We start from the raw sequence: 25,770 nt of genomic DNA on the forward strand, positions 1-25,770 counted from the left end.
GCAAGGCTCAACGCCGCAAGTGTTCGCCGAATGACACACGAAAACGACACGAAAGTGACTTACGCTTTATAAATTATGGTTTTCTTGTTTCTGCTGTTCGCTTTATATCCTAAACGAACATATGGACACAGATACCCGCCTCTCCCGTATTCGCGCCCTCGCCCAAACCGAGGGCAAGGTCATGGCCACTGCGCTGGCCCACGACCTTGGCGTCGCGGTACAAACCATCCGCCGCGACCTGCGTCAGCTTTGCGCGGCAGGTCTGCTTGAGCGGATTCACGGCGGGGCGGTTCTGCCCTCGGGTGTCAGCAACATCGGCTATGGTGACAGGCGCGCGCTGAACCGTGATATCAAGATCAGGATCGCCCGCAGGGCGGCACAGCTTATTCCTGACAACGCCTCGCTGTTCCTTAACATCGGCACCACGACCGAGGCAGTGGCACACGCACTTCATGCCCACCGCAATCTGATGGTGGTGACCAATAACCTCAACGTGGCCAACATCCTTGCCAGCAACGCCAGTTGCAATGTGGTGGTGGCGGGCGGCAGCCTGCGGCGGTCAGACGGCGGGCTGGTGGGCGACCTTGCAGCGCTGGCCATTGACCGGTTCAAGGTCGATTTCGCCGTGATCGGCGCGTCGGCCATCGACCTGAGCGGCGACCTCTTGGACTTTGACCCCGAAGAGGTGCGGGTGAGCCAACAGGTGATCAAGGCCGCGCGGGCGACGATCCTTGTGGCCGACAGCACGAAATTCACACGCAAAGCCCCTGTGAAAATCGCATCACTGGCGCAGGTGGACCATTTCGTGACGGATCGGGTGCCCTCGGAGGCGTTGATCAACCGGTGTGCGGATTGGGTGACCAAGGTGGCTTTGGTGTAAAGCGCCTGCAATGGAACCACAAATATGAGCCCAATGAACCGTCAGCAAACGTCATGGTCTTGTTGATGCGGTATCAGATGATCTTTGGTGCTTGTGATAGCCCTCTGCGTCCCCGTATTCCAAAAACTCGGGATAGTAGCGATGTACGCCTGCCATCCGTCTCGCGTGTTTGATCGGACACCAGTATTTTTCGGTGCGACCAGCAACCTCCGCAGAATAGGCCAACAAACCATTGCCGTAAGAGCAGTACATGCAGTTCAGTTTTTCCAGCCCGTTCAGATAGGAAAGATGCCTACGATCGAAGGTTATGAAATCGGCGCGACGCACCTTTTCGATCCGATAAACCGGAAAACATATCGCCTGATAAAGTGTGACGAACAGATCCAGCAAAACAAAGGGGATGATGACGGAATAGATGACAGGTGCGGTCACTATGACAAGAGGGCGTGCACCGGCCACATATGACAACAGTTTTCGCTTGAGCATCTGATGCCGTTGCCGCACTTCGCGCTCGAATATGACCCGTCCCCTTTCGATATGGTAGCGAAACTCGCGACGACGGCGCTCAAGCTTTTGTTCAAGCTCTTCTTCCATGCTGCGGATACGGTCCACCAATTCGCTGATGCTATCAGTCATTTTTCGCTCCCGGGGTTCAAAGAATTCATAGCTTAAGGATGTCGGCCAATTATGACCATGACTATTGGAAACAGGCCGACGGCAGGTCAGATGGGTTTCATACGAAGACTGGCAGTTGCTTTACAAAGGCCTGCCCGGTGCCGCAACGCAGCCAACCTAGGCGTCGCTGCCCTTGAACCCTGTTGCCACCACGAATTTCTCTGAACTGTCCGACCGTGACGCAGGCGGTTTGACGTTCGCAACCTTGGTGAACCGCGCTTTCAGCAGCTTCTGCAAATCGCCCTCGGCCCCGCCTGCCAGAACCTTGGCCACAAAGGTCCCGCCCTCTTCCAGCACGTCGAATGCGAAATAGGCTGCCGCCTCGCAGAGCGCGATAATGCGGTTGTGGTCGGTCTGTTTGTGCCCCGAGGCCGAGGCCGCCATGTCGGACATCACCACATTGGCCTTGCCGCCCAGCCATTCCTTGACCTTCACGTCGGCGTCGTCTTCCATGAAATCGAGCTGGTGAATTTCGGCCCCTGCAATCGGTTCGACCTCTTGCAGGTCCACACCCAGAACAAAGCCCTGCGCCTTGCTGGTGCGTTCACCCAGCGTATTGGCGCGTTTGACCGCCACCTGCAGCCAACCACCTGGCGCACAGCCCAGATCAACGATGCGCGCACCCGGAACGAGGAAACGGTATTTATCGTCCAGTTCAAGGATTTTATAAGCCGCCCGCCCGCGATAGCCTTCGGCCTGGGCGCGCTTCACGTAAGGATCATTCAACTGCCGCTGCAACCATTGGGTCGAGCTGAGCTTGCGCCCGCGGGCGGTCTTTACCTTCACGTGCAAATCGCGTTGCCCGCGACCGGAGGTATTCTTTTTTGTCGGACGTTTCACCATGACAGCGCCTTAACCCTAAAACGGGGTGTCTTCCAAGACCCCATGCGCCGACATCTGGGCATAAAGCAGCCCTTCCCGCAGGCCGCGGTCCGCCACAGACAGCCGGTCGGTTGGCCAAAGCCGCATCAGCGCCTGCAAAATCGCCGAGCCCGACATGATCAGGGCTTGCCTGTCCTTGCCGATGCGCGGGTCATTGCGGCGTCCTGCGGGCCCCAGCAAGAGGTAATCACGGATCACCGCGTCAATCTGGTCTGTCGTCATGCGCAAACCGTCGACCTTGGTGCGGTCATAGCGTTTCAGGCCCAGATGGCTCGCGGCGACTGTTGTCACCGTGCCGCTGGTGCCGATGATCTGAAATCCTTCGCGCGCCTGAGCGGCTGCATAGGGCGAAAATTCTTCAAGGTTCTCTTCAAAAAACCAACTCATCAGCGCGAAACGTGCGGCGTCGTCTTCGACATCCTGGAACTGGTCGCGCAGCGTGGCGACACCCAAAGGCACAGAAATCCAGTCCACGACCTTGGCCGCAGCGAAAGGCCCGGGATCGGATTTGAACCCCGCATGCAACCGCATGATCGCGCGCGGGCGTTCGCGCTTGGGCACATTGGTCAGATCAATCCAGACCAGTTCGGTCGACCCGCCGCCAATATCCACCACCAAAAGCTGTTCGGTGTTGACGCTGACCAGAGGCGCGCAAGAGATCACCGCAAGACGCGCTTCTTCCTCGGGTTTGATGATTTCCAGATTGAGGCCGGTCTCGCGCCGCACCTGCGCTACAAAACTGTCGCCGTTCAGCGCACGCCGGCATGCCTCTGTGGCGACAAGACGCATATGTTCAACGCCGTGACGTTTGAGTTTCTCGCGGCAGATGCGCATCGCCGAAATCGTGCGGTTCATCGACGCGCGCGACAACCTGCCGGTGCTTTCCAGACCATGGCCCAACTGCACCGACTTTGAAAAACTGTCGACCACATGGAATTGACTGCCCTTGGGTTGGGCAATCAACATCCGGCAACTATTTGTGCCCAAATCCAGCGCCGCATAAAGCTGCGATGGATCAGGCGAATTCGGCGCGGGGCTATCGACCGCTTTCGGGAACGCGCCCGCACCATCGGGACGCTTGGGCGCCATTGTCTACGCCCTCCATTTTCGAGTTACCCTCAAGCTAGGCGGGGAAAGGACTTTGCACAAGTCTTGTCGTGCATTCCCGCGCGCGGCTCACAACGATTATGCAAAATTTGAAGATGCCTGCCGATAGCCGTCCCGCTGCGGATCGGATAGCAAACGCGTCGTCGCTCACTGCACAATGGAGGTCGAAAACCGACATTGAAGGGGGCAAGGCGATGATAGAACGAGAGCAAGAGAAACGAGAGGAATCACATATGGCCGACGTCACGATCGTCTATTGGCGCGACATGCCAGCGCAGGTCATTGTGGGCCGTGGACGGCGCGGGGTGAAGCTGCCCCTGCCGGAACGGTTTGAACAGGCGATTGACCGCGCTGCGATGAAATCAGGTGCGGCTGTGTCTGATGATTACATGGCCGGTTTCCGCAAGGCCGATCCCATTCCTGTCGATGGCACCGATCAAGAGGCAGCAGAAGCCACTGTCGCCAGGATCGATGCTGAATATGACCTGGAGCGCATCAAGACGCTCATTGCCAATGATGGTTGGGCTTGAAGACCCCGCCCCCTTTCCCCACGCGCCTATCGGAGGTCGTTATGTCACTGCTCTCATTCCGCAAATCCAAAGAGGTCGCCACGCCGACCGTCAATGCCCAGATGGAAGCCTTCCTGAAGGATTATTCCATCGAAGTGATGCCACGCACCGCCGAAAAGGTGGACGACTTCCGCGAACTGCTACCCGCTGGCACGCGGGTCTATATCGCCCATATCGAGGGCACGCCGATTGAAGACATGGTCGCAACGGCTAAACGGCTGGCCACGGACGGCTATAAGGTGATGCCGCACTTCCCCGCGCGCATCATCAAGGATGAAGCAACACTGGCCGACTGGATTGCGCGCTATCAGGGCGAGGCGGGCGTCGATCAGGCGCTGTTGCTGGCCGGTGGCGTGGCAACACCGCATGGCGACTATCATTCCTCCATGCAACTGCTGGAAAGCGGACTGTTCGACAAGGCTGGCTTCAAGCGCCTGCATGTCGCAGGTCACCCCGAAGGCAACCGCGACATCGACAAGGACGGGTCAGACAAGAACGTCATGGACGCGCTCCGCTGGAAACAAAGATTCTCTGAAACAACCGACGCCGAAATGGCGCTGGCCACACAGTTCGCCTTTGAGGCAGGCCCCATTATCGCTTGGGCTGACGCCCTGAAAGACGCTGGCATCACGATTCCCGTTCACATCGGCATTGCCGGTCCGGCCAAGCTGCAAACACTGATCAAATTCGCGATTGCCTGCGGCGTCGGGCCTTCTTTGAAGGTGCTGCAAAAGCGTGCGATGGATGTGACCAAGCTGCTGCTGCCCTATGAGCCAACCGAGGTCCTGACGGAACTGGCAGCGCATAAGGCGGCCAATCCGGACTTCAATATCACCAACGTCCACTTCTTCCCCCTTGGCGGCATCAAGACGAACGCCAACTGGGCCATCGAAAATGGCGGCGCTTCTGCCGTTCCCGCATCTCAATCCTAAGGACCGCTCATAATGACACGCACGATTGTTGAATCCAAAACCAAGACTGCCATTATCGGGTTCGACCAGCCCTTTTGCGTGATTGGTGAACGGATCAACCCCACGGGCCGCAAAATTCTGGCCGAAGAACTCGAACGCGGCGACTTCTCCCGCGTCGAGGCGGACGCCATCGCACAGGTCGCGGCAGGCGCGAATATCCTTGATATCAACTCGGGTGCGGTTTTTTCCAACAAGATGGCCGAAGACCCGCGCTATGCGGACAACAACTTTGTCGAACCGCCTTTGATGAAGGAAATGATCGAACGTGTGCAGGCGATTGTGGATGTGCCGCTCTGCATCGACAGTTCGGTTCCCGGCGCTTTGGAAAACGGTCTGGCTGCGGCCGAAGGGCGGCCCCTGCTGAACTCTGTCACCGGCGAGGAAGAGCGGCTGGAACTGGTGCTGCCGCTGGTGAAGAAATACAACGTGCCGGTGGTGGCGATTTCAAACGATGACACAGGTATTTCCGAAGACCCTGACGTGCGCTTTGCGGTGGCCAAGAAGATCGTAGAACGCGCCGCGGATTTTGGCATTCCCGCCCATGATATCGTGGTCGACCCGCTGGTCATGCCGATTGGCGCGATGGGAACAGCCGGTTTGCAGGTCTTTACGCTGGTGCGGCGCTTGCGCGAAGAACTGGGCGTGAACACGACCTGTGGCGCGTCCAACATCAGCTTTGGCCTGCCCAACCGTCACGGCATCAATAACGCGTTCCTGCCGATGGCAATGACTGCTGGCATGACCTCGGCCATTATGAACCCTGTGGCACTGCCGGTCGGGCCCAAGAAGATCGCGGAAAAGAAAGCAGAGATTCTGGCTGCGGGGATCATCCTGCCGGAAGACATTGACGACGAGACATTCGTGACGCTTTTTGGCCTTGGCTCGACCAAACCACGTGCGGGCAAAGAGATGGAAGCGATCCGTGCTGCCAACTTCCTGACGGACAATGACCCTTCAGGGTCCGAATGGATCAAGTTCAACCGCGTGGCCCCCAAAGAGGGCGAAGGACGCGCAAGGACAGGGCGCCGTCGCCGCGGTTAAGAACAGACTTTCACGAAAGTCTGTGACAAATCCTCTTTGAGGATTTGGCGGCAATTTCTGTGTCAGAAATTGGCTAGCGCCCCACCCGCCCTGCAAGTCCGCGCAGGGCGGTGTTGAGCACCGCCATGTCCCCACCAACACCCAGGAATGTCACGCCTTTTTCAGCGTATTCGGCAAAACGGCTTTCATCAAAGGTGATGATCCCTGCTATCTTGCCGGCAGCGACTGTGCGTGCAATCAGGTGGTCTATGGCCTTTTCCACTTCCGGATGATCAGGCTGGCCCGGATAGCCCATATCCGCCGACAAATCCGCAGGCCCCACAAACACACCATCCACACCATCAGTCGCGGCAATTGCGTCAATATTCTCAACGGCCGCAGCACTTTCGGCCTGCACCATCAGGCAAACCTGCGCATTGGCGCTATGCGGATAGTCCGGCACCGCACCCCAGCCTGTCGCGCGCGCCAGAACCGCCCCCAGCCCGCGATTACCCTCGGGCGGATAGCGCATCGCACGGGCCATCTTTTGCGCCGTCTGCGCATCATCGACCATTGGGACCAGCACAGTCTGGCACCCCAGATCAAGCACCTGCTTGACCATCCACGCCTCGGCATTCGCGATCCGCACGACGGCGGGTGTGCCGCTGATGGCCAGCGCCTGCAATTGCGGTAGCATTTCGCTCACCGTATTGGGCCCGTGTTCGCCATCAATCAGGCACCAGTCAAAGCCTGCGTTCCCCGCGAGCTCGGCCAGGACAGCTGTGCCGGATGTCAGCCAGATACCGTGCTGGATCTGACCGGATTGAAGCGAGGCTTTCAGTCGGTTGACGGGTGTTTGCATGGTGGAACCTCAATGATTAATTGCGCCGATGCGATCACATCGGCGCAATACAAGCAACTCGTTACGCTCGGGAGGAACCCTTATCTGTAATAGAGCGACTGTCCGTTGTGGAATATCTGCACCTTCTCAGGTGTCGCAGCCATACGGACGGATTTTCCGCGCAGATCAGCGTGAATACCGGGCAGCTTGCCAATGACGGCGTCATTGTCACCGACCTTGTCAAAATAGAGCAAAGTAACCTCACCCAGTGCTTCGGTGATGTTGACCTTGCCTTCAAAGGCATAATCGTCCCCCGACGATTCAACCATATCCTCGGGGCGAATACCGACGTTCACCTGCAAACCCTTGTCCGATGCCTGCGTCGGCACGGCCGATTTCACCAGACCACCCCCGGCAAGTTTGACAACGGTTTGCGCGCCGGTTTCCACGATTTCACCGGCCAGTAGGTTCATGGCTGGCGAGCCGATAAACTGCGCCACAAATTCATTCTCGGGGCGTTCATAAAGCTCGAGCGGGGTGCCGACCTGGGCGATCCCCTTGTTGGCCAGCACCACAATGCGGGTGGCCAGTGTCATCGCCTCGACCTGATCGTGGGTCACGTAGATCATCGTGCTGTCGGGCATCGACTCCTTGAGTTGGGCAATCTCGATCCGTGTGGCCACACGCAAGGCGGCGTCAAGGTTCGAAAGCGGCTCGTCAAAGAGATAGACCTTGGGGTCACGCACGATCGAGCGGCCAATCGCGACACGCTGGCGCTGACCACCAGACAGTGCCTTGGGCAAACGATCCAGATAATCATCCAGCTGCAGGATCTTTGCGGCACGGTTTACCGCCTCATCGATCTCGGCCTGCGATTTCTTGGCAAGCTTGAGCGCGAACGACATGTTATCGCGCACGGTCATATGCGGATAGAGCGCGTAGGACTGGAACACCATGGCAATCCCGCGTTGCGCAGGGGGCACGTCATTGACGACCTGACCGTCAATCTGCAACTCGCCGCCCGTGATCTTTTCCAGACCCGCAATCATCCGCAACAAAGTGGATTTGCCGCAACCGGACGGACCAACAAAGACGATCAATTCCCCTTTCTTAATATCCAGATTGATGTGCTTGAGCACATCCACCGTACCGCCATAGGTCTTGGCAACGTCCGTCAGTATCAGATCAGCCATATCTCACTCCCCTTATAATTATGTCTTGAGCGCGAGGCAGACCTGCCACGGCCCAAGGTGCAGTCTTCCGTCTGCAGATGTATGTGCACTGCCCAACTCGGCACCTATCGGTGTCCAGTTCCCCTCGGGCAGATCGAAATCGGATGGTGTTTCACTGACGTTGAAAGCGCAGAATATCGTCTGCGCACCGGCAGTCCGCGTGAAATAGACGACATCACCCTTTGACTGCATGCGGTCATGTTCACCGATGCTGAGTGCCGGATGCGAATGCCGGAAAGCGATGGCCTTGCGGTAGTGGTGCAACAGGGCGCCGGGCTCGTCCTCTTGTGCCTTGACCGACAGATGCAGGTGCTCGGAGGCCACAGGCAACCACGGCCGCGCGTCCGAGAACCCGCCATTCTGGTTGTCACTGTCCCAGACCATGGGCGTACGACAGCCGTCACGGCCTTTGAACTCCGGCCAGAACTCGATGCCATAGGGGTCTTGAAGGTCTTCAAAGGCGACATCGGCCTCTGGGAGGCCAAGCTCTTCACCCTGATAGATACAGACCGACCCGCGCAGACACATGATCAGCGTCGCGAACATGCGCTGCGCCGCTGGCGGCAAATGCCAGCGGGTCGCATGGCGCACCACATCGTGATTGGAAAAGGCCCAGCAGGCCCAGCCGTCAGCGGCCTTTTCATCCACCTGCCCCATCACATCCACGATGCGTGCAGCGGTTGGTTGATCGGCGGCCAGAAACTCGAAGGCATAGCACATCTGCATCAGATCATCGCCAGCGGTGTACTGGCCCATGATCTCAAGCCCGCGCTGCGCATCGCCCACTTCACCCACGGCGGCGGCGCCATAGGGCTCCATCACGGCCCGCAATTTGCGTAGAAAATCAATGTTCTCAGGCTGATTCTTGGAGTAGAGATGTTCCTGGTGGTTATAGGGGTTCACCGAAGGCGCGATATTGGCGTTGCGTTTTTCCTTGGGCAAAGGTGGATTGTCGCGCAGCTGCGCGTCGTGCATGTAGAAATTGATGGTATCCAGACGGAAGCCATCACAGCCGCGGTTCAACCAGAACCGCGCGACATCCAGCAACGCCTCTTGCACCTGCGGTTCATGGAAGTTCAGGTCCGGCTGGGACACAAGGAAATTGTGCAGATAGTATTGCTCGCGCCGGGCGTCCCACTGCCATGCCGAGCCGCCAAAGATCGACAGCCAGTTGTTCGGCGGCGTGCCATCCGGCTTGGGGTCGGCCCAAACATACCAGTTGGATTTGTCATTCGTCCGGTCCTTTCGGCTCTCGGCGAACCAGGGGTGCTGGTCGCTCGTGTGGCTGAGGACCAGATCAATCATCACGCGGATGCCCAAACGGTGTGCGGTATCGACAACCGCATCAAAATCCGCAATCGAGCCAAACATCGGGTCAACGTCGCAATAGTCGCTAACGTCATAGCCGAAGTCTTTCATCGGAGACATAAAGAAGGGCGAAATCCAGATCGCATCAACACCCAGCGACGCGATGTAAGGCAGGCGCTGCACGATCCCCAAAAGATCGCCAATGCCGTCGCCGTTGCTGTCCTGATAGCTGCGCGGGTAAATCTGATAGATCACCGCCCCCCGCCACCAATCGTGGTCCACAGCCATTTCGGTATTATTGGCCAGCGCCGTCGTCATAATGTGTCGTTCCTATTCCATGCCCCTGCCCGGGTGTTGATCCGGGATATCTCAGGGGGCGTAAGTGTTGCCCCGGGACTGGCCCGGGGCGCGTGATTTTATTTGACTGACCCTGCCAGAAGACCACGGACAAGGTATTTTTGCATCGCAAAGAAGACGGCGAGCGGCACAGCGATCGACACAAAGGCCGAGGTCGCAAGGATTTCCCAGTCGCCGCCACGGGTGCCCAGCAATTCCACGATCTGCTTGGTCATGACCGTCGTTTCACCTGTCGCGTCAATCAGGAACACCAAGGCCACCAGAAGGTCGTTCCATGTCCAGAGAAATTGGAAGATCGCAAAGGAGGCGAGTGCCGGAAAACTGAGTGGCAGGATAATCTTGGTAAAGATCTGGAAATCCGTCGCACCATCCACTTTGGCATTCTCGATGATATCGCGCGGCAGGCCGACCATGTAGTTGCGCAACAGATAGATCGCCAAAGGCAGGCCGAAACCGGTATGCGCAAGCCATGTGCCCAAATACCCTTTGCCGATGCCAATCGCGTTGTGCAGCGACAGGAGCGGAATAAGCGCGAGTTGCAGCGGCACAACCAAGAGCCCTACGATGATCGCAATCAGCAAGGCGCGCCCCGGGAAATCCATCCAGGCCAGTGCATAGGCCGCAAAGGCCGCAATCAGGATCGGGATGATCGTGGCAGGGATGACGACCGTCAGCGTGTTCATAAACGCCTTGGCCATGCCTTCCGAGTTATCTTCATCAAAGAGCACGAAGCTGTAGTTATCCAGCGTGAAATCCGGCGGTGTTGTGACATCAAGGAACACACGCTGTGCACGGCCACTGATCTGGTCATCATTGCCTTCCCAGACATAAGCGCCGTCCGCCTGCACTGTCAGGGTCTCACCGTCGCCCAGATCGTTTACTTCACCGGGCTGGAAGGCGCCCAGATCGCGGCTGGATGTGGCCCAAGACCGCAGCTCACCCTCGAAATTTTCACCCTCAAAGATGTTGCCTTCGACCATGAAACGGCCGTTGCCCAGATCGACACGGGCCTCATCAGGGTCCGCGACGCGCAGTTGGATCGTCTGCTCGGCTGGCAAAAATGACGACCACCAGCCCGATGCCGTGATCTGGTCACCCGTCCGGAACGACGACACCAAGAGCCCCAAAGTCGGGAACAACCACAGCGCCACAAGCGCCACAACCGAGATGTTCAGCGCCCATACGACGGCGGGCTTACGTCCTGCAATCGCATCCATTACTGCATCTCCTTGCGTGCGTTATAGACGTTCCAGACAAGGATCGGCGTTACCATCAGCATGATAATCATCGCCGAAGCCGAGCCCATGCCCCAATCGTTGGCGCGGAACAGCTTGTCATACATGTAATTGGCCAGAACCTGCGTTTCCCACTGGCCGTTGGTCATCGCGAAGACGATGTCAAAGACCTTGAGCGTGGCAATCGTGATCGTCGTCCAGACCACCACGATGGTGGACATAATCTGCGGCACCTTGATCTTGAAGAAAATCTGGAAAGGGTTGGCACCGTCGATGACCGCGGCCTCGATCGTTTCCTCTGGAATACCGCGCAGGGCGGCAGAGAGGATCACCATGGCAAAACCGGTCTGGATCCAGATCAGAACGGCCATCAGGAAGAAATTGTTCCAGAATGGCACCTGCAACCATTGCACCGGCGCGTCGCCGCCAAAGGTCAGGTAAAGATGGTTCAAGATACCGATCTGGGCCACGTCTTCAGGACGGGCCTCATAGACCAGTTTAAAGATCACGGCCGCACCGACAAAGGAGATCGCCATCGGCATAAACACGATGGATTTCGCGATATTGCCCCATTTCAGGCGGTCGGTCAGCTGTGCAGCCAGCAAACCAAAGGCAGTCGCGGCGGCAGGCACAACGACCAGCCAGAGGACGTTGTTCAGCATCGCCTCCATGAACTTCGGCTCGGCGAACATCTTGCTGTAATTCTCAAAACCGACAAAAGCATATTCGTTGCCGGGCAAACGCTCTAGGAAGCTGAGGCGGAGTGTCGCGAAGACGGGATAGGCAAGATAAAGACCCAGGGCCAGCAAGGCGGGCATCAGAAACACCCAAGGCCGGATCATATTGGCGCGGTTGATATTGCGGCCCGCATTGGGACCTTCTGCTTTGAAAAGCACCTTATCAAGAAAGAGGTTCGCGCCGTAGAAGTAACCTACGCAGCCCCCGACCCCGATAATGATGGTGATCAATCCCTGTAATGCCGGATTCATAGCGCCCTCCCCTTCGCTGTATCTTTCATGCGGCCGCCTGTTGCGCCGCTAAAAGGTCCGGACAGTTGCCCGCCCGAACCCTATGTCGTGTCAGCTTGGGCTGATTACTTCAGCGCGTCCCAGCTCTGCTGGATCGCATCGCCCACTTCCTGCGCGGATGCACCGCCCACATAGTCGACCATACCCGTCCAGAATGTACCAGCACCAATGGCGCCAGGCATCAGGTCAGACCCGTCAAAACGGAATGTGGTGGAGTTCAGCAGGATTTCACCCTGACCACGCAGCGTTGCATCTGCATATGTGTCGAGGTTCACGCCAGAGTGAGGTGTGAGGAAGCCTGTCTGCGCCATCATCACTTCGTGTGCGATCGGCTGCTGGAGGAACTCCATGAAGGCCATTGTCGCATCAGACGCATCTGTCACAGCCATCAAGGTACCGCCGCCCAGAACCGGGTTACCCAGATCTTTGCTTGCGAAGGATGGGAAGTAGAAGAAGTCTGCGTCTTCACCGATCACAACGTCTTCGGGCATGAATGCCGGAATGAACGACGCCTGCTTGTGCATGTAGCACTGAGGCGGTGACGAGAACAGACCTGCCGGGCTGTCGCGGAAGTCAGTTGAACCGACCGCAGCGGAACCGCCTGCAACCATTGCGTCATTCTTGGCAAACATGCCGAATGTTTCAATGGCTTCGATCACCTTTGGATCATTGAACGGCAGCTCATTTGCGACCCACGCATCATAATCCTCGGGGGATTGTGTGCGCAGCATGATGTCCTCAACCCAGTCAGTCGCGGGCCAACCTGTTGCAGGACCCGAACCCAGACCGATGCACCAAGGTGTGCCACCGTCCGCGATGATCTGCTCTGACAGGGCGATCAGGTCTTCCATGGTTTCCGGAATATCATAACCTGCATCTTCAAAGTTCTCTGGCACATACCAGACAAGCGACTTGACGTTCACGTTGTAGAAGAACCCGTAGAACTGGTCGTCGCCATTGGCGTCGGCATAGGTGCCCAGATCAACCCAGGACTGACCGGCGGCGTAGTTGTCGGCAACCCAGGAGGCCATGTCCGGACCGAGCGGGTCCAACAGTCCTTGGGCCGCCATGTTCGCTGCGAGACCAGGCTGCGGGAATACCGCGATATTCGGCGGGCTGCCTGCTTCTGCGTCAATCACGATCTGCTGCTCAAAGCCGTCAGAACCTGTGTATGTCACATTTGCGCCTGTTGCTTCTGTGAAGTAGGCAATCATCGAACGGAAAATGTCGTCCTCTGGTGACAGCCATGGACCAAAGACGGTCACGTTCTGGCCGGTCAGATCTGGCGCATTCGCCGCCCACTCATTGTACGCGTCCCAGCTGAAGTCACCTTCACCCGGTGTAAACGCGAGATGGCCTGCCGCAGTTGCTGCACTCGCAGTCAAGGCGACCGCTGCCACGCTGGCATACAGTTTCGTAATCATAGAATTTCCTCCCAATCGCGCCAAGCTGGACGCGTCCTTTAGTGCACTTTCGTGCGATCATTCCCTTCCGCGTCAAGGAATCAAAATTCCAAAGCGCTTTGGATTTGCTCACAGTCGGCCAAGTTTAAGCGTCTGTCAATACAGCACTGTTAGCGCTAAAATTTGCCTTGGATTTCCAAGAAATCATGCTACTCAAAAGGCAAGTCGCGTGACCTGCCTTGATCGCGCATACGTCAACCTGATGCTTGAAAGCGCTTTGGATCACCGCCTGACCCCATGAATTTAAAAGAACTTTCTCAAAATCTGGGGCTTAGCCAAACAACCGTGAGCCGGGCTTTGAACGGCTACCCGGAGGTCAGCACCGCGACACGCCGCAGGGTTGAAGAAGCTGCCCGCACCTTCAACTATAGCCCGTCCACACGCGCCAAAGGTCTGGCGACCGGCAAGGCGCTGGCCATTGGTCATGTGATCCCTTTGTCCAGCAAACATGAGATGGTGAACCCTGTCTTTGGTGACTTCATTGCTGGTGCCGGCGAGACCTACTCGCGCAATGGATATGAAATGATTTTGTCGATTGTCCCCGACGAAGACGAGCGGCGGATTTATCAGGGGCTCAAATCCCGGCGCGCGGTTGATGGCGTGATAGTGCATGGTCCCGTGATGGATGACCCGCGCATTCCCCTGCTGCATAAACTTGGCCTGCCCTTTGCTGTGCATGGCCGTGCATCTGTGAACGAAACGCCTTACGCGTGGCTCGATATGAACAACCGTAATGCGTTCAAACGCGCCACAGATTTTCTGTTCGATCTCGGGCATCAGCGGATCGGTTTGGTGAACGGTCTAGAGTTCATGGATTTCGCCCACCGCAGGCGCAACGGCTATACTGCCTCTCTGTCCGACCACGGTGTGACACCCGATCCTGCCTTGATGCGGTCTGGTGAAATGACCGAGGATTTCGGCTATGTCAGTGCACGCCAGATGCTTGCGCTTGATGACGCGCCAACTGCAATCATGTGTTCCTCGATGATCAGCGCCCTTGGCGTGCGCCGCGCAATCGAGGAAAAAGGGCTGGTCATGGGCAAGGATGTCTCCGTCATCAGCCATGACGACGTGTTGTCGTATCTGAAGAACGGCGGCGATACCCCGATCTTTACCGCGACAAGGTCTTCGGTGCGCGAGGCAGGCCGCCAGTTGGCCCAGATGCTGCTTGACGCCATCGAGAACCCCGCGCGCCCACCACAAACCAAATTGCTAGAAGCGGAACTGGTTGTCGGATATTCCACCGGCCCTGCCCCGCGAAAGGACTAACATGGACTTCAAACGCTCAGATTTCCCCCAAGGTTTCGTCTTTGGGGCTGCCACGGCGGCTTACCAGATCGAGGGTCATAAATTCGGCGGTGCAGGCCCGACCCATTGGGATACTTTTGCGGCCGGCCCCGGCAATGTGGTGCGCGCCGAAGATGGCGCCTTGGCCTGCGACCACTATCACCGTTTTGCCGAAGACCTTGATCTGCTGAAAGACGCCGGCATGGATGCCTACCGCTTTTCCACGTCATGGGCGCGGGTTATGCCCGATGGTCGCACACCCAACCCCGCGGGTCTCGATTTCTATGACCGCTTGGTGGACGCCATGCTGGAACGCGGCTTGCAGCCGTTTCAGACGCTCTATCACTGGGAACTGCCCAGTGCTCTGGCCGATCAGGGGGGGTGGATGAACCGTGACACCTGCAAGTATTTCGGTGATTTCACAGATGTGATTACAGACCGGATCGGCGACCGGATCCACGCGATCGCCACGATCAACGAGCCGTGGTGCATCTCTTATCTGTCGCATTTTCTGGGCCACCATGCGCCGGGCCTCAAGGATATCCGCGCAGCAGCACGCGCGATGCACCACATCAATCTGGCCCATGGCGAGGCGATGGCGCGCCTGCGCGGCAAGGGTATGAAAAACTGCGGGATCGTGCTCAATTTCGATCACACCGATCCCAAGGACAGCACGCCCGAGGCCGCACAGGCCGCCGCCACGATGGACGCGATCAACAACCGCTGGTTCATCGAAGCCGTCACCAAAGGCACCTACCCCGAAGAGGCGCTGGCGGGTCTCGCTCCGCATATGCCGGCAGGCTGGCAGGACGATATGGCGCAGATCAGCCAGCCGATCGATTTTCTTGGCGTCAACTACTACACCCGTCACAAAGTCACCCATGATGCCAGCGTGGTTTGGCCAAATGTGGCATCCGAGGAGGGCCCTGGTGCCAAGACCCAGATGGGATGGGAGATTTATCCGGACGGTCTGCAATCTTTCCTGACGCGCCTATCGCAGGACTATGTCGGCGATTTGCCCATCTTTGTGACAGAGAACGGCATGGCATGGGATGACCATCTTGAAAACGGCGCCGTGTCCGATCCCGAACGCACGCAATTCATCAATGACCACGTCATGGCGACAAAGCGCGCCATTGATGCAGGCGCGAATGTGCAGGGCTTCTTTTACTGGTCACTGCTGGACAATTATGAATGGGCCTTCGGCTACGAAAAGCGGTTCGGCATTATTCACGTGGATTTTGGGACCTTGAAGCGCACACCAAAAGCATCCTATCACGCACTCAAATCCGCGATTGCGCGATAAGGAACACCATGGCACATCCCGCAGATACCTATTCACTGGTTGCCGATATCGGCGGCACCAACACGCGTGTGGCCTTGGCCGAAGGGCGCAAGATCATCGACAGCACGATCCGGCGCTATCGCAACAGTGAATTTCCCGGGCTTGAGAGTGTGCTGCGCCGCTACATCGACGACGAAGGCGGGGTTGATCCGATTGCTGCCTGTGTTGCCGTAGCAGGCCCCGTGCGCGATGGGCGCGCCACGATGACAAACCTTGACTGGACAATCGACAAGGACACGCTGGCGCGCGCCACCAAGGCGGAAACCGTTGCGATCCTGAATGATTTGCAGGCACAGGGCCACGCCTTGGGGCATATTGATCCGGCAAATATTCGCACGATTCTGCCGGGCCCTGACAGCAGCCAGAATGCGGCGAAACTTGTGATCGGTGTGGGCACCGGCTTTAACGCGGCCCCGGTCTATGACCTTGAACACGGACGCATTGTTACGCCGTCTGAAAGCGGCCATGCGAACCTGCCGATCCGCAACGAGATGGAATTGCGTCTGTGCCAGTTTGTGTCCACAGCACACGGGTTTCCTGCGGTTGAAGATGTCCTTTCCGGTCGCGGGCTTGAGCGTGTGTATGCATTCCTCGGGCGTGAAGCGGATGATCCGCGGGAACGCAGCGCACAAGAGATCATGACTGCCTGTGCCGACGGGTCAGACACCCGCGCCGTGGAGGCGGCCCAGCTCTTCACGCGTATCCTTGGCACGGTTTGTGGCAACCTGTCGCTGATCCAGCTGCCCTTTGGCGGCGTTTATCTGGCCGGCGGCGTCGCGCGGGCTTTTGCGCCGCATCTTACACAATTCGGCTTTGGTGACGCGTTTCGCGACAAGGGCCGCTTTGCAGGCTTCATGAGCAATTTTGCGGTCCATGTGATCGAAGATGACTATGCCGCCCTGACCGGATCTGCCGCGCATCTGGTCGCGCTCGGGCGATAGATGGCGTGATGCCAAGCATCAGACAGTCTCAAGCGCGGGTAACCCCTGAAGCTGTTCCTGCACGGTGTCGGTCAAAGCCTTGAGCGAGAACGGCTTGGGCAGGAATGCGGCACCAAGCACCTCTGGCTGGCCATCATCAAAGGCGTCTTCGGGATAGCCGGACACGAAAACAACCCTTGTTTGCGGGCGTTGCAGCAGCGCTTTACGCACCCATGTCGGGCCATCCTGACCGGGCATGATCACGTCGGTCACAAAGATGTCGATGTGCAGTTCCTCGTTTTCCAAGAGCTCCAAAGCGGCCTCGGCGCAATCCGCCTCCAGAACAGTGTAGCCGCGCAGACGCAGGGCGCGGGCAGCAAAGGCGCGCACAGGCGCTTCGTCCTCGACCAAAAGCACGACGCCATCCGCGCTGGTTCTGATGGGCTGGGTTGCAACAGGGGCTGCAGGCACGGCCGCGTCCTTTCTTGGCGTATAGCTCGGGAACAGCAATGAAAACGTGGCCCCGACACCAACCTCGCTATCGACAAAAATATAGCCGCCGGACTGTTTGACAATCCCGTAGGCTGTGGACAACCCCAGCCCTGTTCCCTCGCCGACCCGTTTGGTCGTAACAAAGGGTTCAAAGATTTTTTCCAGCTTATCGCTTGGAATACCATGTCCCTCGTCGATCACCTTGACCAAGACGTAGTCACCTGCCGGAACTGTCGCACGGTCGCGGTGCAATGGGTTTTTGAGGTGCATATTTTTCGTCACGACACGGATTTCACCGGCCCCCTGCATCGCATCGCGCGCATTCACAACGAGGTTCATCAAAACCTGCTCCAGCTGACGTTTGTCTGCCTTGATCCGTGCCAATTGATGGTCGTGGTCCAGCTTGAGCGACACTTTCTCACCCACAAGACGGTTCAACAGATGCGTCAGGTCGGACAGCGTATCGCGCAGATCAAGCGCCTCGGGTTGCAAGGTTTGTTTGCGCGAGAACGCCAGCAGTTGCCCGACAAGGCTCGCGGCGCGGTTGGTATTCTGGTGGATCTGGATCAAATCGCTGTAGTCACGGTCATGTTCATCGTGGTTGCAGAGCAAGAGTTCACAATGTCCCGAAATCGCGGTCAGCAGATTGTTGAAGTCATGGGCCACGCCACCCGCGAGCTGACCAATCGCCTGCATTTTCTGGCTTTGGACAAATTGTGCCTCAAGTGACTTCAGCTCTGTGATATCGTTCAACACGGCAATGACATGCAAGTCATCGGGGCAACCAGCCGTATTCAGCGTGACCTGCACAAAGGTATCCTGTTTGTCGCCGCGCCCGTGGAGAAACTGTGACACATGCCCCGCCTGTCCTGCCAGTGCTTCGGCGAGCCAGTCGTTGATCGGCCGCCCCGGCCCGTCAAGCACATCGGCCAACTGACGACCACCCGTCGCCCCGATGTTCAAAAGCTGTCGCGCCTCACGGTTCGAGGCCAAAAGCACACCATCCGGTGCAATTTTCAAAAGTGGCACAGGCAGGTTTTCAATCGCCTCCCAGCCTGGCTCGAACATTGGCGGTGTCGCTGCGGCCGGTGCGCCGGGAAGAATATAGATATCACGTGTTTCATCGCTGCCTTCCGTGATTGCCAGCACTACATCCATCCGTCCCTGCAATCCGCGCAGACCATAGGAATGACCGGACCGCAGCGGAAGTTCGTCAAACACGTCTTCAAGGGTCCGAAAAGACGGCCCCACCAATTTGCGAAAGCCATCGTTCATCTGGATCATTTGACCACTTGGTCCCACCGTCAGCATCGGAAAACTTGTGGGGTTCCGCAGTGCGCGCCTGGCCCGTCCGGAAACGCTCAGATCATCCAGCCACCAGATCTGGCAAGCTTCACCCATCATCAGAACACGCAAGCGGAAATGCCCACCGCGGGTCACAATATCTTCTGTTTTCGCGCCAGTCGGACCTGCCTGCGCAATAATCTGCGTCAGAACATTGACCGGATTTGCCAGCATTGAACCCAGCACCTGTGCCAGTCTGGTTCCTTCGGTGGCACCAAAACGGTCGATTGCGCCAGCGTTCGCATAGCGGATAAGCCCGGTCCCGTCTGTCACAAAACCTACGCCCGTATCATGTGTGATGATCGCTTGCGCCATCGCTCGTAGCCGGTGCGCTGCCCGACGATCAAGTTTGCGCGCGAACCCCACAAAACCCGCCGTGACGATCAGAATGCCGCCGCATATTGCGAAACCCGGGTAAAGCGCAGGAACAGGCATGGTAACGGCCACGGCAAAGCACAAACACCCTGCCACAAGAAGATGCAGCATAGGTGGCAAACCTGCAGGCACCTTGGGCCGCTCCGCTGCAAACGACTGATCAAAAGGCAATACACACACCTCACTACGCGATAAGGCACATTAAACGCAGAACGCTTAAGTTAACCTTAATGCAAGATAGCACAGGATTGATTGCAATTCTAGGTTGTATTAGCCTCTGCGCAGAGCGCAGGTATAAAAGCCGTCGCCGTTTGCATCAGGAAGGTCCTGATGCTCTTCAATGATATGCCAGTCAGGATTACGCTGGCAAAAGGCTTGAACCCTGTGGCTGTTTTCATCTGACAGGATCGAGCAGGTTGCATAAACCAGCAGGCCAGCATCCGCGACAAGCGGGGCTGAAGCGTTAAGCACTTCATCCTGTGATTGCATCACATGCGCCAGATCTTCAGGCCCCAAGCGCCATTTTGCATCCGGCGTGCGCCGCCAAGTCCCGCTTCCGGTGCAAGGTGCGTCGCAAAACACGACATCAAATTTCCCCGCCTTGGCAAGCGCATCACTCGGGAGAGTCGTAATCGTCACACCGGCGCGTGCCGCACGGGCGGGCAGATCGCGCATCCGCTGCGGGGCAATATCATGGGCAAAAACCGTTGCCTCATAAAGATCGGCAAAGGCCAGCGCCTTGCCCCCGCCACCGGCGCAATAATCCAGCACACGCGCACCATCCGGCACATCAATACGGCGCACAGCCCGTTGCGATGCCGCATCCTGCAATTCGACCAGCCCTGACAGATAGGCCGCCGCGGTTTTGACACGGCGCGGATTGCCGGTGACACGCAAACAGCCTGCAACATCGGGATGTGCCGCGACGGTCACACCGTCTTTGGCAAGCGCATCCATGGCCGCAGTCACCGATCCTCTGCGCATATTCACACGCAAGAAGACGTCGGCACGGCCCTGCTGCACCATTGCGACCGCTTTGGCGCGTTCACCCAGGCTTTCCTGCCACAGCGGCCAGAGCCAATCCGGCAAATCGCAGCGGGCCGGGACAGAAAGCGTCAGCGGCGCATCAAGCACCGCCATTTCTTCAGCCGTGAGCGGGTCGGGCGCGTGGCCATCGCCGGAAAACAGCTCGGTCATGGGCCAGCTTTCACGCTGGGCAAGACGCTGCATCAATTCGCGACCTGCGCCATCACCGAGCGAGCGTTTCGCACGCAGCACGTCAAAAACATGATCGCGCACCGCAGAGCGGTCCTTGGAGCCTGCAAAGCGGCTGCCCCGCGCCCAGGCTGTCAGCGCCTGCTCTGCGACAGCCCCCGCCTGTATCTGGTCCAGCACCGCAATTGCGGCGGCCACACGTGCGCCGGGGGTCATGCCCTAGCCGATCCGGTAATTCGGGCTTTCACGGGTGATCTGCACGTCATGAACATGGCTTTCCTTCAGGCCCGCACCGGTGATTTTCACGAAGGTACAATTCTTGCGCATCTCGTCGATCGTCGCACAGCCGGTATAGCCCATCGCCGCGCGCAGACCGCCGACAAGTTGGTGCACAACAGCATGGGCCGAACCTTTGTAAGGCACCTGCCCCTCGATCCCCTCGGGCACGAGTTTGTCACTCGCAGCCTCTTTCTGGAAATACCGGTCGGCTGATCCGCTGGCCATCGCCCCGAGACTGCCCATCCCGCGATAGGATTTGAACGACCGCCCTTGATAGAGGATCACTTCGCCGGGGCTTTCGTCTGTGCCTGCGATCATTGAGCCGACCATGGCGCAGGACGCACCCGCCGCAATCGCCTTGGCAAAATCGCCCGAGAATTTGATGCCGCCGTCGGCAATGACAGGCACATCGCCTGCACCAGCCGCGCAATCCATGATCGCGGTCAGTTGCGGCACACCGACACCCGCCACCATGCGCGTTGTGCAAATCGAGCCCGGCCCGATACCGACTTTCACTGCATCCGCACCCGAGCCGATCAGCGCCTTCGCCGCCTCGGCCGTTGCGATATTACCGGCCACGATCTGCACCTCGTTGGACAGCATCTTGGCGCGCTCAACAGCCTTGGCGACACCCTCGGAATGGCCATGGGCGGTATCAATCACGATCATATCAACGCCTGCATCCACCAGCGCCTGGGTCCGCTCATAACCGGCATCGCCCACACCAGAGGCCGCAGCGACGCGCAAACGGCCCAACCCGTCCTTGCAGGCCATCGGGTTCAGCACCGCCTGCTCGCTGTCCTTGAGCGTCAGCAGACCGGTCAGCTTGCCCTTGTCATCGGTGATCAACAGCTTTTCAATCCGGCGCGATTGCATCAACGAGCGCGCCTCGTCCAGATCGGCCGGTTCACGCAGAATGGCCAGATTATCCGTCGTCATCATCACACTGACAGGTGTGTTGTCATCTTGAGCAAAGCGCATGTCACGGTTGGTGACGATGCCGACAACCTTGCCGCCTTCGCCGACAACGGGAAAACCTGTGATCCGGTAACGCTCCATCAGGGCTTTGGCATCGGCCAGCGTTTGATCGGGGCGCAGGGTGACGGGGTTGTAGACTGTGCCTGAGACAAAGCGTTTGACCCTGCGGATTTCCTTGGCCTGCTCCTCGATGTTGAGGTTCTTGTGGACCACGCCAATCCCACCCGCCTGCGCCATGGCAATCGCCATACGACTTTCGGTCACGGTATCCATTGCACTGGACAAAAGCGGGATATTCATGCTGATGGATTGGGTCACGCGGGTGCGTGTATCTGCCGTGGATGGCAGCACACTGGACGCCCCCGGCACCAACAGAACATCATCAAAGGTGAGTGCCTCGCGAATCTCCATCAACCAGTCTCCTTTGTCGTGGTATCGTTGGCACGTCCCTATTGCATGGATAATGAAGAACCGAAAGACCTAACTGGGTGAAAAGCAAGCTTGTGACTGGCCACGAATGTGACCACTGTCATGCTTATGGCAGAAAGTGGCGCGACAATCGGAACAGCGGCCAAACGGTTCGCGCGCATGGCATCCAAGCTGCTGGTGGTTTTTGTGCTCGTTTATCTTGCAAAAACGGGCATTGATTTCCTGATGGCGAAAATCGCGCTGTTCGAAACCGACGAAGCCGCGCGTATGATGACCGGGCTGCTGATCACCGTGATGGTTGGATACGCGATCCTTCTCGCTATTCCCTTTGTGCCGGGGGTCGAGATTGGCATCGCCATTCTGCTGCTCGAAGGCGCGCAGGCGGCACCGTTCGTGTATTTCGCGACGATCTGCGGCTTGGCGCTGGCCTTCTGCATCGGACAATACGTACCGATGGCGCGGCTTGTAAGGTGGTGCGAGGACTTCTATCTGGCGCGGCCTGCACGTTTGCTGCAACGAATCCACGAAACACCGCGCGACGACCGGCTGCAAGCGATGCAAGACCGTTTGCCCAAGTGGCTTGCCCCGATCTTTTGCAACTATCGCTACGTCACGCTCGGGCTTGCGATCAACCTGCCGGGCAATGTGGCACTTGGTGGCGGTGGCGGGATCATGCTGGCAGGCGGGCTCAGCCGGTTGTTCGAGACCCGGTACGCAATAATGACGATAATCGTCGCGACATTGCCTGTGCCTTTGTCCGTCTGGCTGCTGGGCACTGATGTCCTGCAATAGGATGCCGCTGCTCATAGTCATTATGACGGATACGGGCCTTCTCTTTATGCGGACAGACGCTACATTCGCGACAAGAACAAACAGGCGCATATCATGTCCAAAGATCCTCTCGTCATTTTCACCCCCTCAGGCAAACGGGGCAATTTCCCTGTCGGCACCCCGGTCCTGACAGCGGCGCGCCAGCTTGGTGTTGATCTTGATAGCGTCTGTGGCGGGCGCGGCATCTGTTCGAAATGCCAGATCACGCCGTCCTATGGCGAATTTTCCAAACATGGTGTGACCGTTGCCGATAACGCGCTTTCGGAATGGAACAGCGTCGAGCAACGCTATGACGACAAACGGGGCCTGAAGAAAGGGCGGCGTCTGGGCTGTCAGGCAACGATCCAAAGCGATGTCGTGATCGATGTGCCCGCCGAAAGCCAAGTGCATAAACAGGTCGTACGCAAACGGGCCGAAGCGCGTGAAATCATCATGAACCCTTCGACCAAACTCTACTACGTCGAAGTGGCCGAACCGGACATGCACGACCCTTCGGGCGATCTGGAACGGCTGGTGGCCGCGCTGCGCCGCGAATGGAACCTGCCTGCGCTGGAAGCCGATCTCGGCGTGCTGAGAACCCTGCAAAAAGCGCTGCGCAAAGGGGAATGGAAAGTCACCGTGGCCGTGCATCTGGGCGATGCGGTCTTCAGCCCGCGGATCATCCAGATCTGGCCGGGCTTTTATGAAGGCACGCTCTACGGGCTGGCGGTTGATCTTGGGTCCACGACCATCGCCGCCCACCTGTGTGATCTGCAATCCGGCGAGGTTGTCGCCTCATCCGGCATTATGAACCCGCAAATCCGTTTCGGCGAAGACCTGATGAGCCGCGTGAGTTACGGGATGATGAACCCCACCGGTTCCGACGAAATGACCAAGGCGGTGCGCGAAGGCATGAACGCGCTCTTTGTGCAAATCGCGTCCGAGGCAGGCATTGACCGCAATCTGATCATGGACGCGGTTTTTGTCTGTAACCCTGTGATGCATCACCTCTTTTTGGGGATCGACGCCTACGAATTGGGCCAAGCACCCTTCGCGCTGGCCACGTCCGAATCCATCTCTTTGCGCGCGACCGAGCTTGATCTGAACCTGCACCCTGCCGCGCGGGTCTATATCCTGCCCTGTATCGCAGGCCACGTCGGCGCAGATGCGGCAGCGGTCGCCCTGTCCGAGGCACCGGATAAATCCGATGACCTTGTGCTGGTGGTTGACGTGGGCACCAATGCGGAAATCCTGCTGGGCAACAAGGAAAAGGTCCTCGCCTGTTCCTCGCCCACGGGTCCCGCCTTTGAGGGTGCGCAGATCAGTTCCGGCCAGCGCGCAGCCCCGGGTGCGATTGAACATGTCGCAATTGATCCGGTCACGAAACTGCCGCGTTTTCAAGTGATCGGAAGCGATATCTGGTCTGATGAAGACGGGTTCGAAGCCGCCATTGCGCAAACGGGCATTACCGGTATCTGCGGGTCAGGTATCATCGAGGTGATCGCCGAAATGCGCATGGCGGGTATCGTCGATGGACCGGGCCTGATCGGTTCGGCCGAGCAAACCGGATCGCCCAATTGTTTTCAGGACGGGCGCACGAATTCCTACCTGCTTTATGATGGCACCGAAAATGGCGGTCCCAAAATCACTGTCACCAACACGGACATCCGCCAAATCCAGATGGCTAAGGCAGCGCTTTATTCGGGCGCGCGCCTGCTGATGGATAAATTTGGCGTCGACAAGGTGGACCGGGTGGTGCTCGCAGGGGCATTCGGCGCGCATATCAGCCCCAAACACGCGATGGTGCTGGGGATGATACCCGATGCGCCGCTGGAAAAGGTGACAAGTGCGGGAAATGCCGCAGGTACCGGCGCGCGGATTGCGCTCTTGAATACCGATGCACGCCACGAAATCGAAGAGACCGTGCACAACATCCACAAGATCGAAACCGCGATTGAACCGCGCTTCCAAGAGCATTTTGTGAATGCCTCAAACATCCCCAACGCGGTCGAGCCCTTTCCGATCCTCAACAGCATCGTGGCGATCCCGCAGGTCAATCATAACACGGGTGGCGGCGGTGACGCCGGCCGCAGACGGCGCCGGCCGCGCTAGACGACGATATCGACCGTCGTTTCCGGCCCGTCCGGGCCTGCGGTGAAAATCATGGTCACCTGCGCTTTTTGCGCGTCTGACATGCGGTTGAACAATCGGTCGCGCGCATTTTCGGGGTGATCCGCCAGATAGAATTGTGTGGTCAGTAATTCGGATGATCCATCCAGCACTTTGGCATGGATATGCGGCGTGCGGCCCGGGTATACCGTGGGCCTGATCGTGCGAAACCGAAACTCCCCTTGGGCATCGGTGATGTCATGGCCAAAGCCTTGAAAGCCTGCATCATAGGCCACATCACGACTGTCGCCGTCGTGCAGGTATTTCCCATTCATGTCGCATTGCCAAATTTCGACACGCACCCCCGCGCGCGGCTGCCCATCTGTATCAAGCACCCGCCCGTTGAGGATGATCACCTCGCCGCCCGCCTCTTGCACCAGCCCCGTCACCTTGACCAGATCGTTGTCCACATCCGCCATACGCATGGACGGAGTCGGATAGAACGGCCCTTCCATCGCGGCGGGTGTGCGCGTGGCCGCGCGGGCCTGCGTGCCAAAACCCAAGGCGCCAACAAAGGCGGTTATCTGGGCCAGCACGGTGCGGCGGGTCTTTGACATGG

General features: G+C 58.1%; 22 protein-coding genes. 9 read left to right on the forward strand and 13 right to left on the reverse strand.

All coding sequences use genetic code 11. The features are described 5' to 3' along the window. Positions 1 to 121: 121 nt before the first annotated feature. Positions 122 to 880 (forward strand): DeoR/GlpR family DNA-binding transcription regulator, encoded by a 759-nt coding sequence (locus SJY29_RS07970; protein ID WP_400088561.1) that lies wholly within the window; start codon positions 122 to 124, stop codon positions 878 to 880. A gap of 51 nt (positions 881 to 931) precedes the next feature. Here the strand turns inward: SJY29_RS07970 and SJY29_RS07975 are convergent, their stop codons facing one another. The 3 genes from SJY29_RS07975 to SJY29_RS07985 all read right to left on the reverse strand — a co-directional run bounded on the left by SJY29_RS07975 (position 932) and on the right by SJY29_RS07985 (position 3,526). After that, complete coding sequence (locus SJY29_RS07975; protein WP_400088562.1) at positions 932 to 1,492, reverse strand: hypothetical protein; 561 nt, start codon at positions 1,490 to 1,492, stop codon at positions 932 to 934. 180 nt (positions 1,493 to 1,672) lie between these two features. Then, positions 1,673 to 2,398: an RlmE family RNA methyltransferase gene (locus tag SJY29_RS07980; protein WP_110278966.1), complete on the reverse strand. Its 726-nt coding sequence runs from the start codon at positions 2,396 to 2,398 to the stop codon at positions 1,673 to 1,675. Between the two features lie 15 nt (positions 2,399 to 2,413). Further along, a complete protein-coding gene (locus SJY29_RS07985; RefSeq protein ID WP_110278967.1) occupies positions 2,414 to 3,526 on the reverse strand; it encodes a Ppx/GppA phosphatase family protein in 1,113 nt (370 codons plus the stop codon). Between the two features lie 251 nt (positions 3,527 to 3,777). Here SJY29_RS07985 and SJY29_RS07990 point away from each other — a divergent pair, with 251 nt between their 5' ends. Genes SJY29_RS07990 through SJY29_RS08000 form a run of 3 tightly spaced genes read left to right on the forward strand, consistent with a single transcriptional unit; the run spans position 3,778 to position 6,125 of the window. Then, the gene (locus tag SJY29_RS07990; RefSeq protein WP_400088565.1) at positions 3,778 to 4,074 is read left to right on the forward strand and encodes a virulence factor; all 297 of its coding nucleotides are present in this window, start codon (positions 3,778 to 3,780) and stop codon (positions 4,072 to 4,074) included. 41 nt (positions 4,075 to 4,115) lie between these two features. Continuing rightward, positions 4,116 to 5,045: a methylenetetrahydrofolate reductase gene (locus SJY29_RS07995; RefSeq protein WP_400088567.1), complete on the forward strand. Its 930-nt coding sequence runs from the start codon at positions 4,116 to 4,118 to the stop codon at positions 5,043 to 5,045. Positions 5,046 to 5,057: 12 nt separating this feature from the next. Further along, positions 5,058 to 6,125: a methyltetrahydrofolate cobalamin methyltransferase gene (locus SJY29_RS08000; RefSeq protein WP_055292645.1), complete on the forward strand. Its 1,068-nt coding sequence runs from the start codon at positions 5,058 to 5,060 to the stop codon at positions 6,123 to 6,125. Positions 6,126 to 6,198: 73 nt separating this feature from the next. Here the strand turns inward: SJY29_RS08000 and SJY29_RS08005 are convergent, their stop codons facing one another. The 6 genes from SJY29_RS08005 to SJY29_RS08030 all read right to left on the reverse strand — a co-directional run bounded on the left by SJY29_RS08005 (position 6,199) and on the right by SJY29_RS08030 (position 13,529). After that, positions 6,199 to 6,966, reverse strand: a complete 768-nt coding sequence (locus SJY29_RS08005) for an HpcH/HpaI aldolase/citrate lyase family protein (RefSeq protein WP_400088569.1) — start codon at positions 6,964 to 6,966, stop codon at positions 6,199 to 6,201. Between the two features lie 80 nt (positions 6,967 to 7,046). Next, complete coding sequence (locus SJY29_RS08010) at positions 7,047 to 8,138, reverse strand: ABC transporter ATP-binding protein (protein ID WP_110278972.1); 1,092 nt, start codon at positions 8,136 to 8,138, stop codon at positions 7,047 to 7,049. Between the two features lie 18 nt (positions 8,139 to 8,156). Beyond that, positions 8,157 to 9,773 (reverse strand): alpha-glucosidase, encoded by a 1,617-nt coding sequence (locus tag SJY29_RS08015; protein WP_400088866.1) that lies wholly within the window; start codon positions 9,771 to 9,773, stop codon positions 8,157 to 8,159. 128 nt (positions 9,774 to 9,901) lie between these two features. Continuing rightward, a complete protein-coding gene (locus SJY29_RS08020) occupies positions 9,902 to 11,059 on the reverse strand; it encodes a carbohydrate ABC transporter permease (RefSeq protein WP_400088571.1) in 1,158 nt (385 codons plus the stop codon). Continuing rightward, positions 11,059 to 12,066 carry a carbohydrate ABC transporter permease gene (locus SJY29_RS08025; protein ID WP_055292641.1) on the reverse strand — a complete coding sequence of 336 codons (1,008 nt, stop codon included), beginning with the start codon at positions 12,064 to 12,066 and terminating at the stop codon, positions 11,059 to 11,061. The genes SJY29_RS08020 and SJY29_RS08025 overlap by 1 nt, the downstream gene beginning before the upstream one ends. Positions 12,067 to 12,170: 104 nt before the next feature. Further along, entirely contained in the window at positions 12,171 to 13,529 is a 1,359-nt protein-coding gene (locus SJY29_RS08030) for an ABC transporter substrate-binding protein (RefSeq protein WP_400088573.1), read from the reverse strand. Positions 13,530 to 13,805: 276 nt separating this feature from the next. On the opposite strand from SJY29_RS08030, the gene SJY29_RS08035 reads away from it, so the two are divergent. From SJY29_RS08035 to SJY29_RS08045, 3 genes are read left to right on the forward strand one after another with little or no spacing between them, the layout of a single operon-like run. After that, positions 13,806 to 14,837 carry a substrate-binding domain-containing protein gene (locus SJY29_RS08035; protein WP_400088575.1) on the forward strand — a complete coding sequence of 344 codons (1,032 nt, stop codon included), beginning with the start codon at positions 13,806 to 13,808 and terminating at the stop codon, positions 14,835 to 14,837. Position 14,838: 1 nt separating this feature from the next. Beyond that, positions 14,839 to 16,161, forward strand: coding sequence for a GH1 family beta-glucosidase (locus tag SJY29_RS08040; protein WP_400088577.1), 1,323 nt, complete (start codon positions 14,839 to 14,841; stop codon positions 16,159 to 16,161). An 8-nt stretch (positions 16,162 to 16,169) separates the two neighbouring features. After that, positions 16,170 to 17,141 (forward strand): glucokinase, encoded by a 972-nt coding sequence (locus tag SJY29_RS08045; protein WP_400088579.1) that lies wholly within the window; start codon positions 16,170 to 16,172, stop codon positions 17,139 to 17,141. An 18-nt stretch (positions 17,142 to 17,159) separates the two neighbouring features. On the opposite strand, the gene SJY29_RS08050 is transcribed toward SJY29_RS08045, so the two are convergent. The 3 genes from SJY29_RS08050 to guaB form a co-directional block, all read right to left on the reverse strand. Next, positions 17,160 to 19,442, reverse strand: coding sequence for an ATP-binding protein (locus SJY29_RS08050; RefSeq protein ID WP_400088581.1), 2,283 nt, complete (start codon positions 19,440 to 19,442; stop codon positions 17,160 to 17,162). A 159-nt stretch (positions 19,443 to 19,601) separates the two neighbouring features. Then, positions 19,602 to 20,762: an RsmB/NOP family class I SAM-dependent RNA methyltransferase gene (locus SJY29_RS08055; protein WP_400088583.1), complete on the reverse strand. Its 1,161-nt coding sequence runs from the start codon at positions 20,760 to 20,762 to the stop codon at positions 19,602 to 19,604. 3 nt (positions 20,763 to 20,765) lie between these two features. Then, a complete protein-coding gene (gene guaB, locus SJY29_RS08060; RefSeq protein ID WP_400088585.1) occupies positions 20,766 to 22,214 on the reverse strand; it encodes an IMP dehydrogenase in 1,449 nt (482 codons plus the stop codon). Between the two features lie 108 nt (positions 22,215 to 22,322). Here guaB and SJY29_RS08065 point away from each other — a divergent pair, with 108 nt between their 5' ends. Then, the gene (locus SJY29_RS08065) at positions 22,323 to 23,024 is read left to right on the forward strand and encodes a hypothetical protein (protein ID WP_400088587.1); all 702 of its coding nucleotides are present in this window, start codon (positions 22,323 to 22,325) and stop codon (positions 23,022 to 23,024) included. A gap of 93 nt (positions 23,025 to 23,117) precedes the next feature. Further along, a complete protein-coding gene (locus SJY29_RS08070; RefSeq protein WP_400088589.1) occupies positions 23,118 to 25,154 on the forward strand; it encodes an ASKHA domain-containing protein in 2,037 nt (678 codons plus the stop codon). Here the strand turns inward: SJY29_RS08070 and SJY29_RS08075 are convergent. Further along, complete coding sequence (locus tag SJY29_RS08075; protein ID WP_400088590.1) at positions 25,151 to 25,768, reverse strand: hypothetical protein; 618 nt, start codon at positions 25,766 to 25,768, stop codon at positions 25,151 to 25,153. The genes SJY29_RS08070 and SJY29_RS08075 overlap by 4 nt on opposite strands. Between the last annotated feature and the right edge of the window lie 2 nt (positions 25,769 to 25,770).

This window comes from Yoonia sp. R78084 (assembly GCF_044595625.1).
Classification (GTDB): domain Bacteria; phylum Pseudomonadota; class Alphaproteobacteria; order Rhodobacterales; family Rhodobacteraceae; genus Yoonia.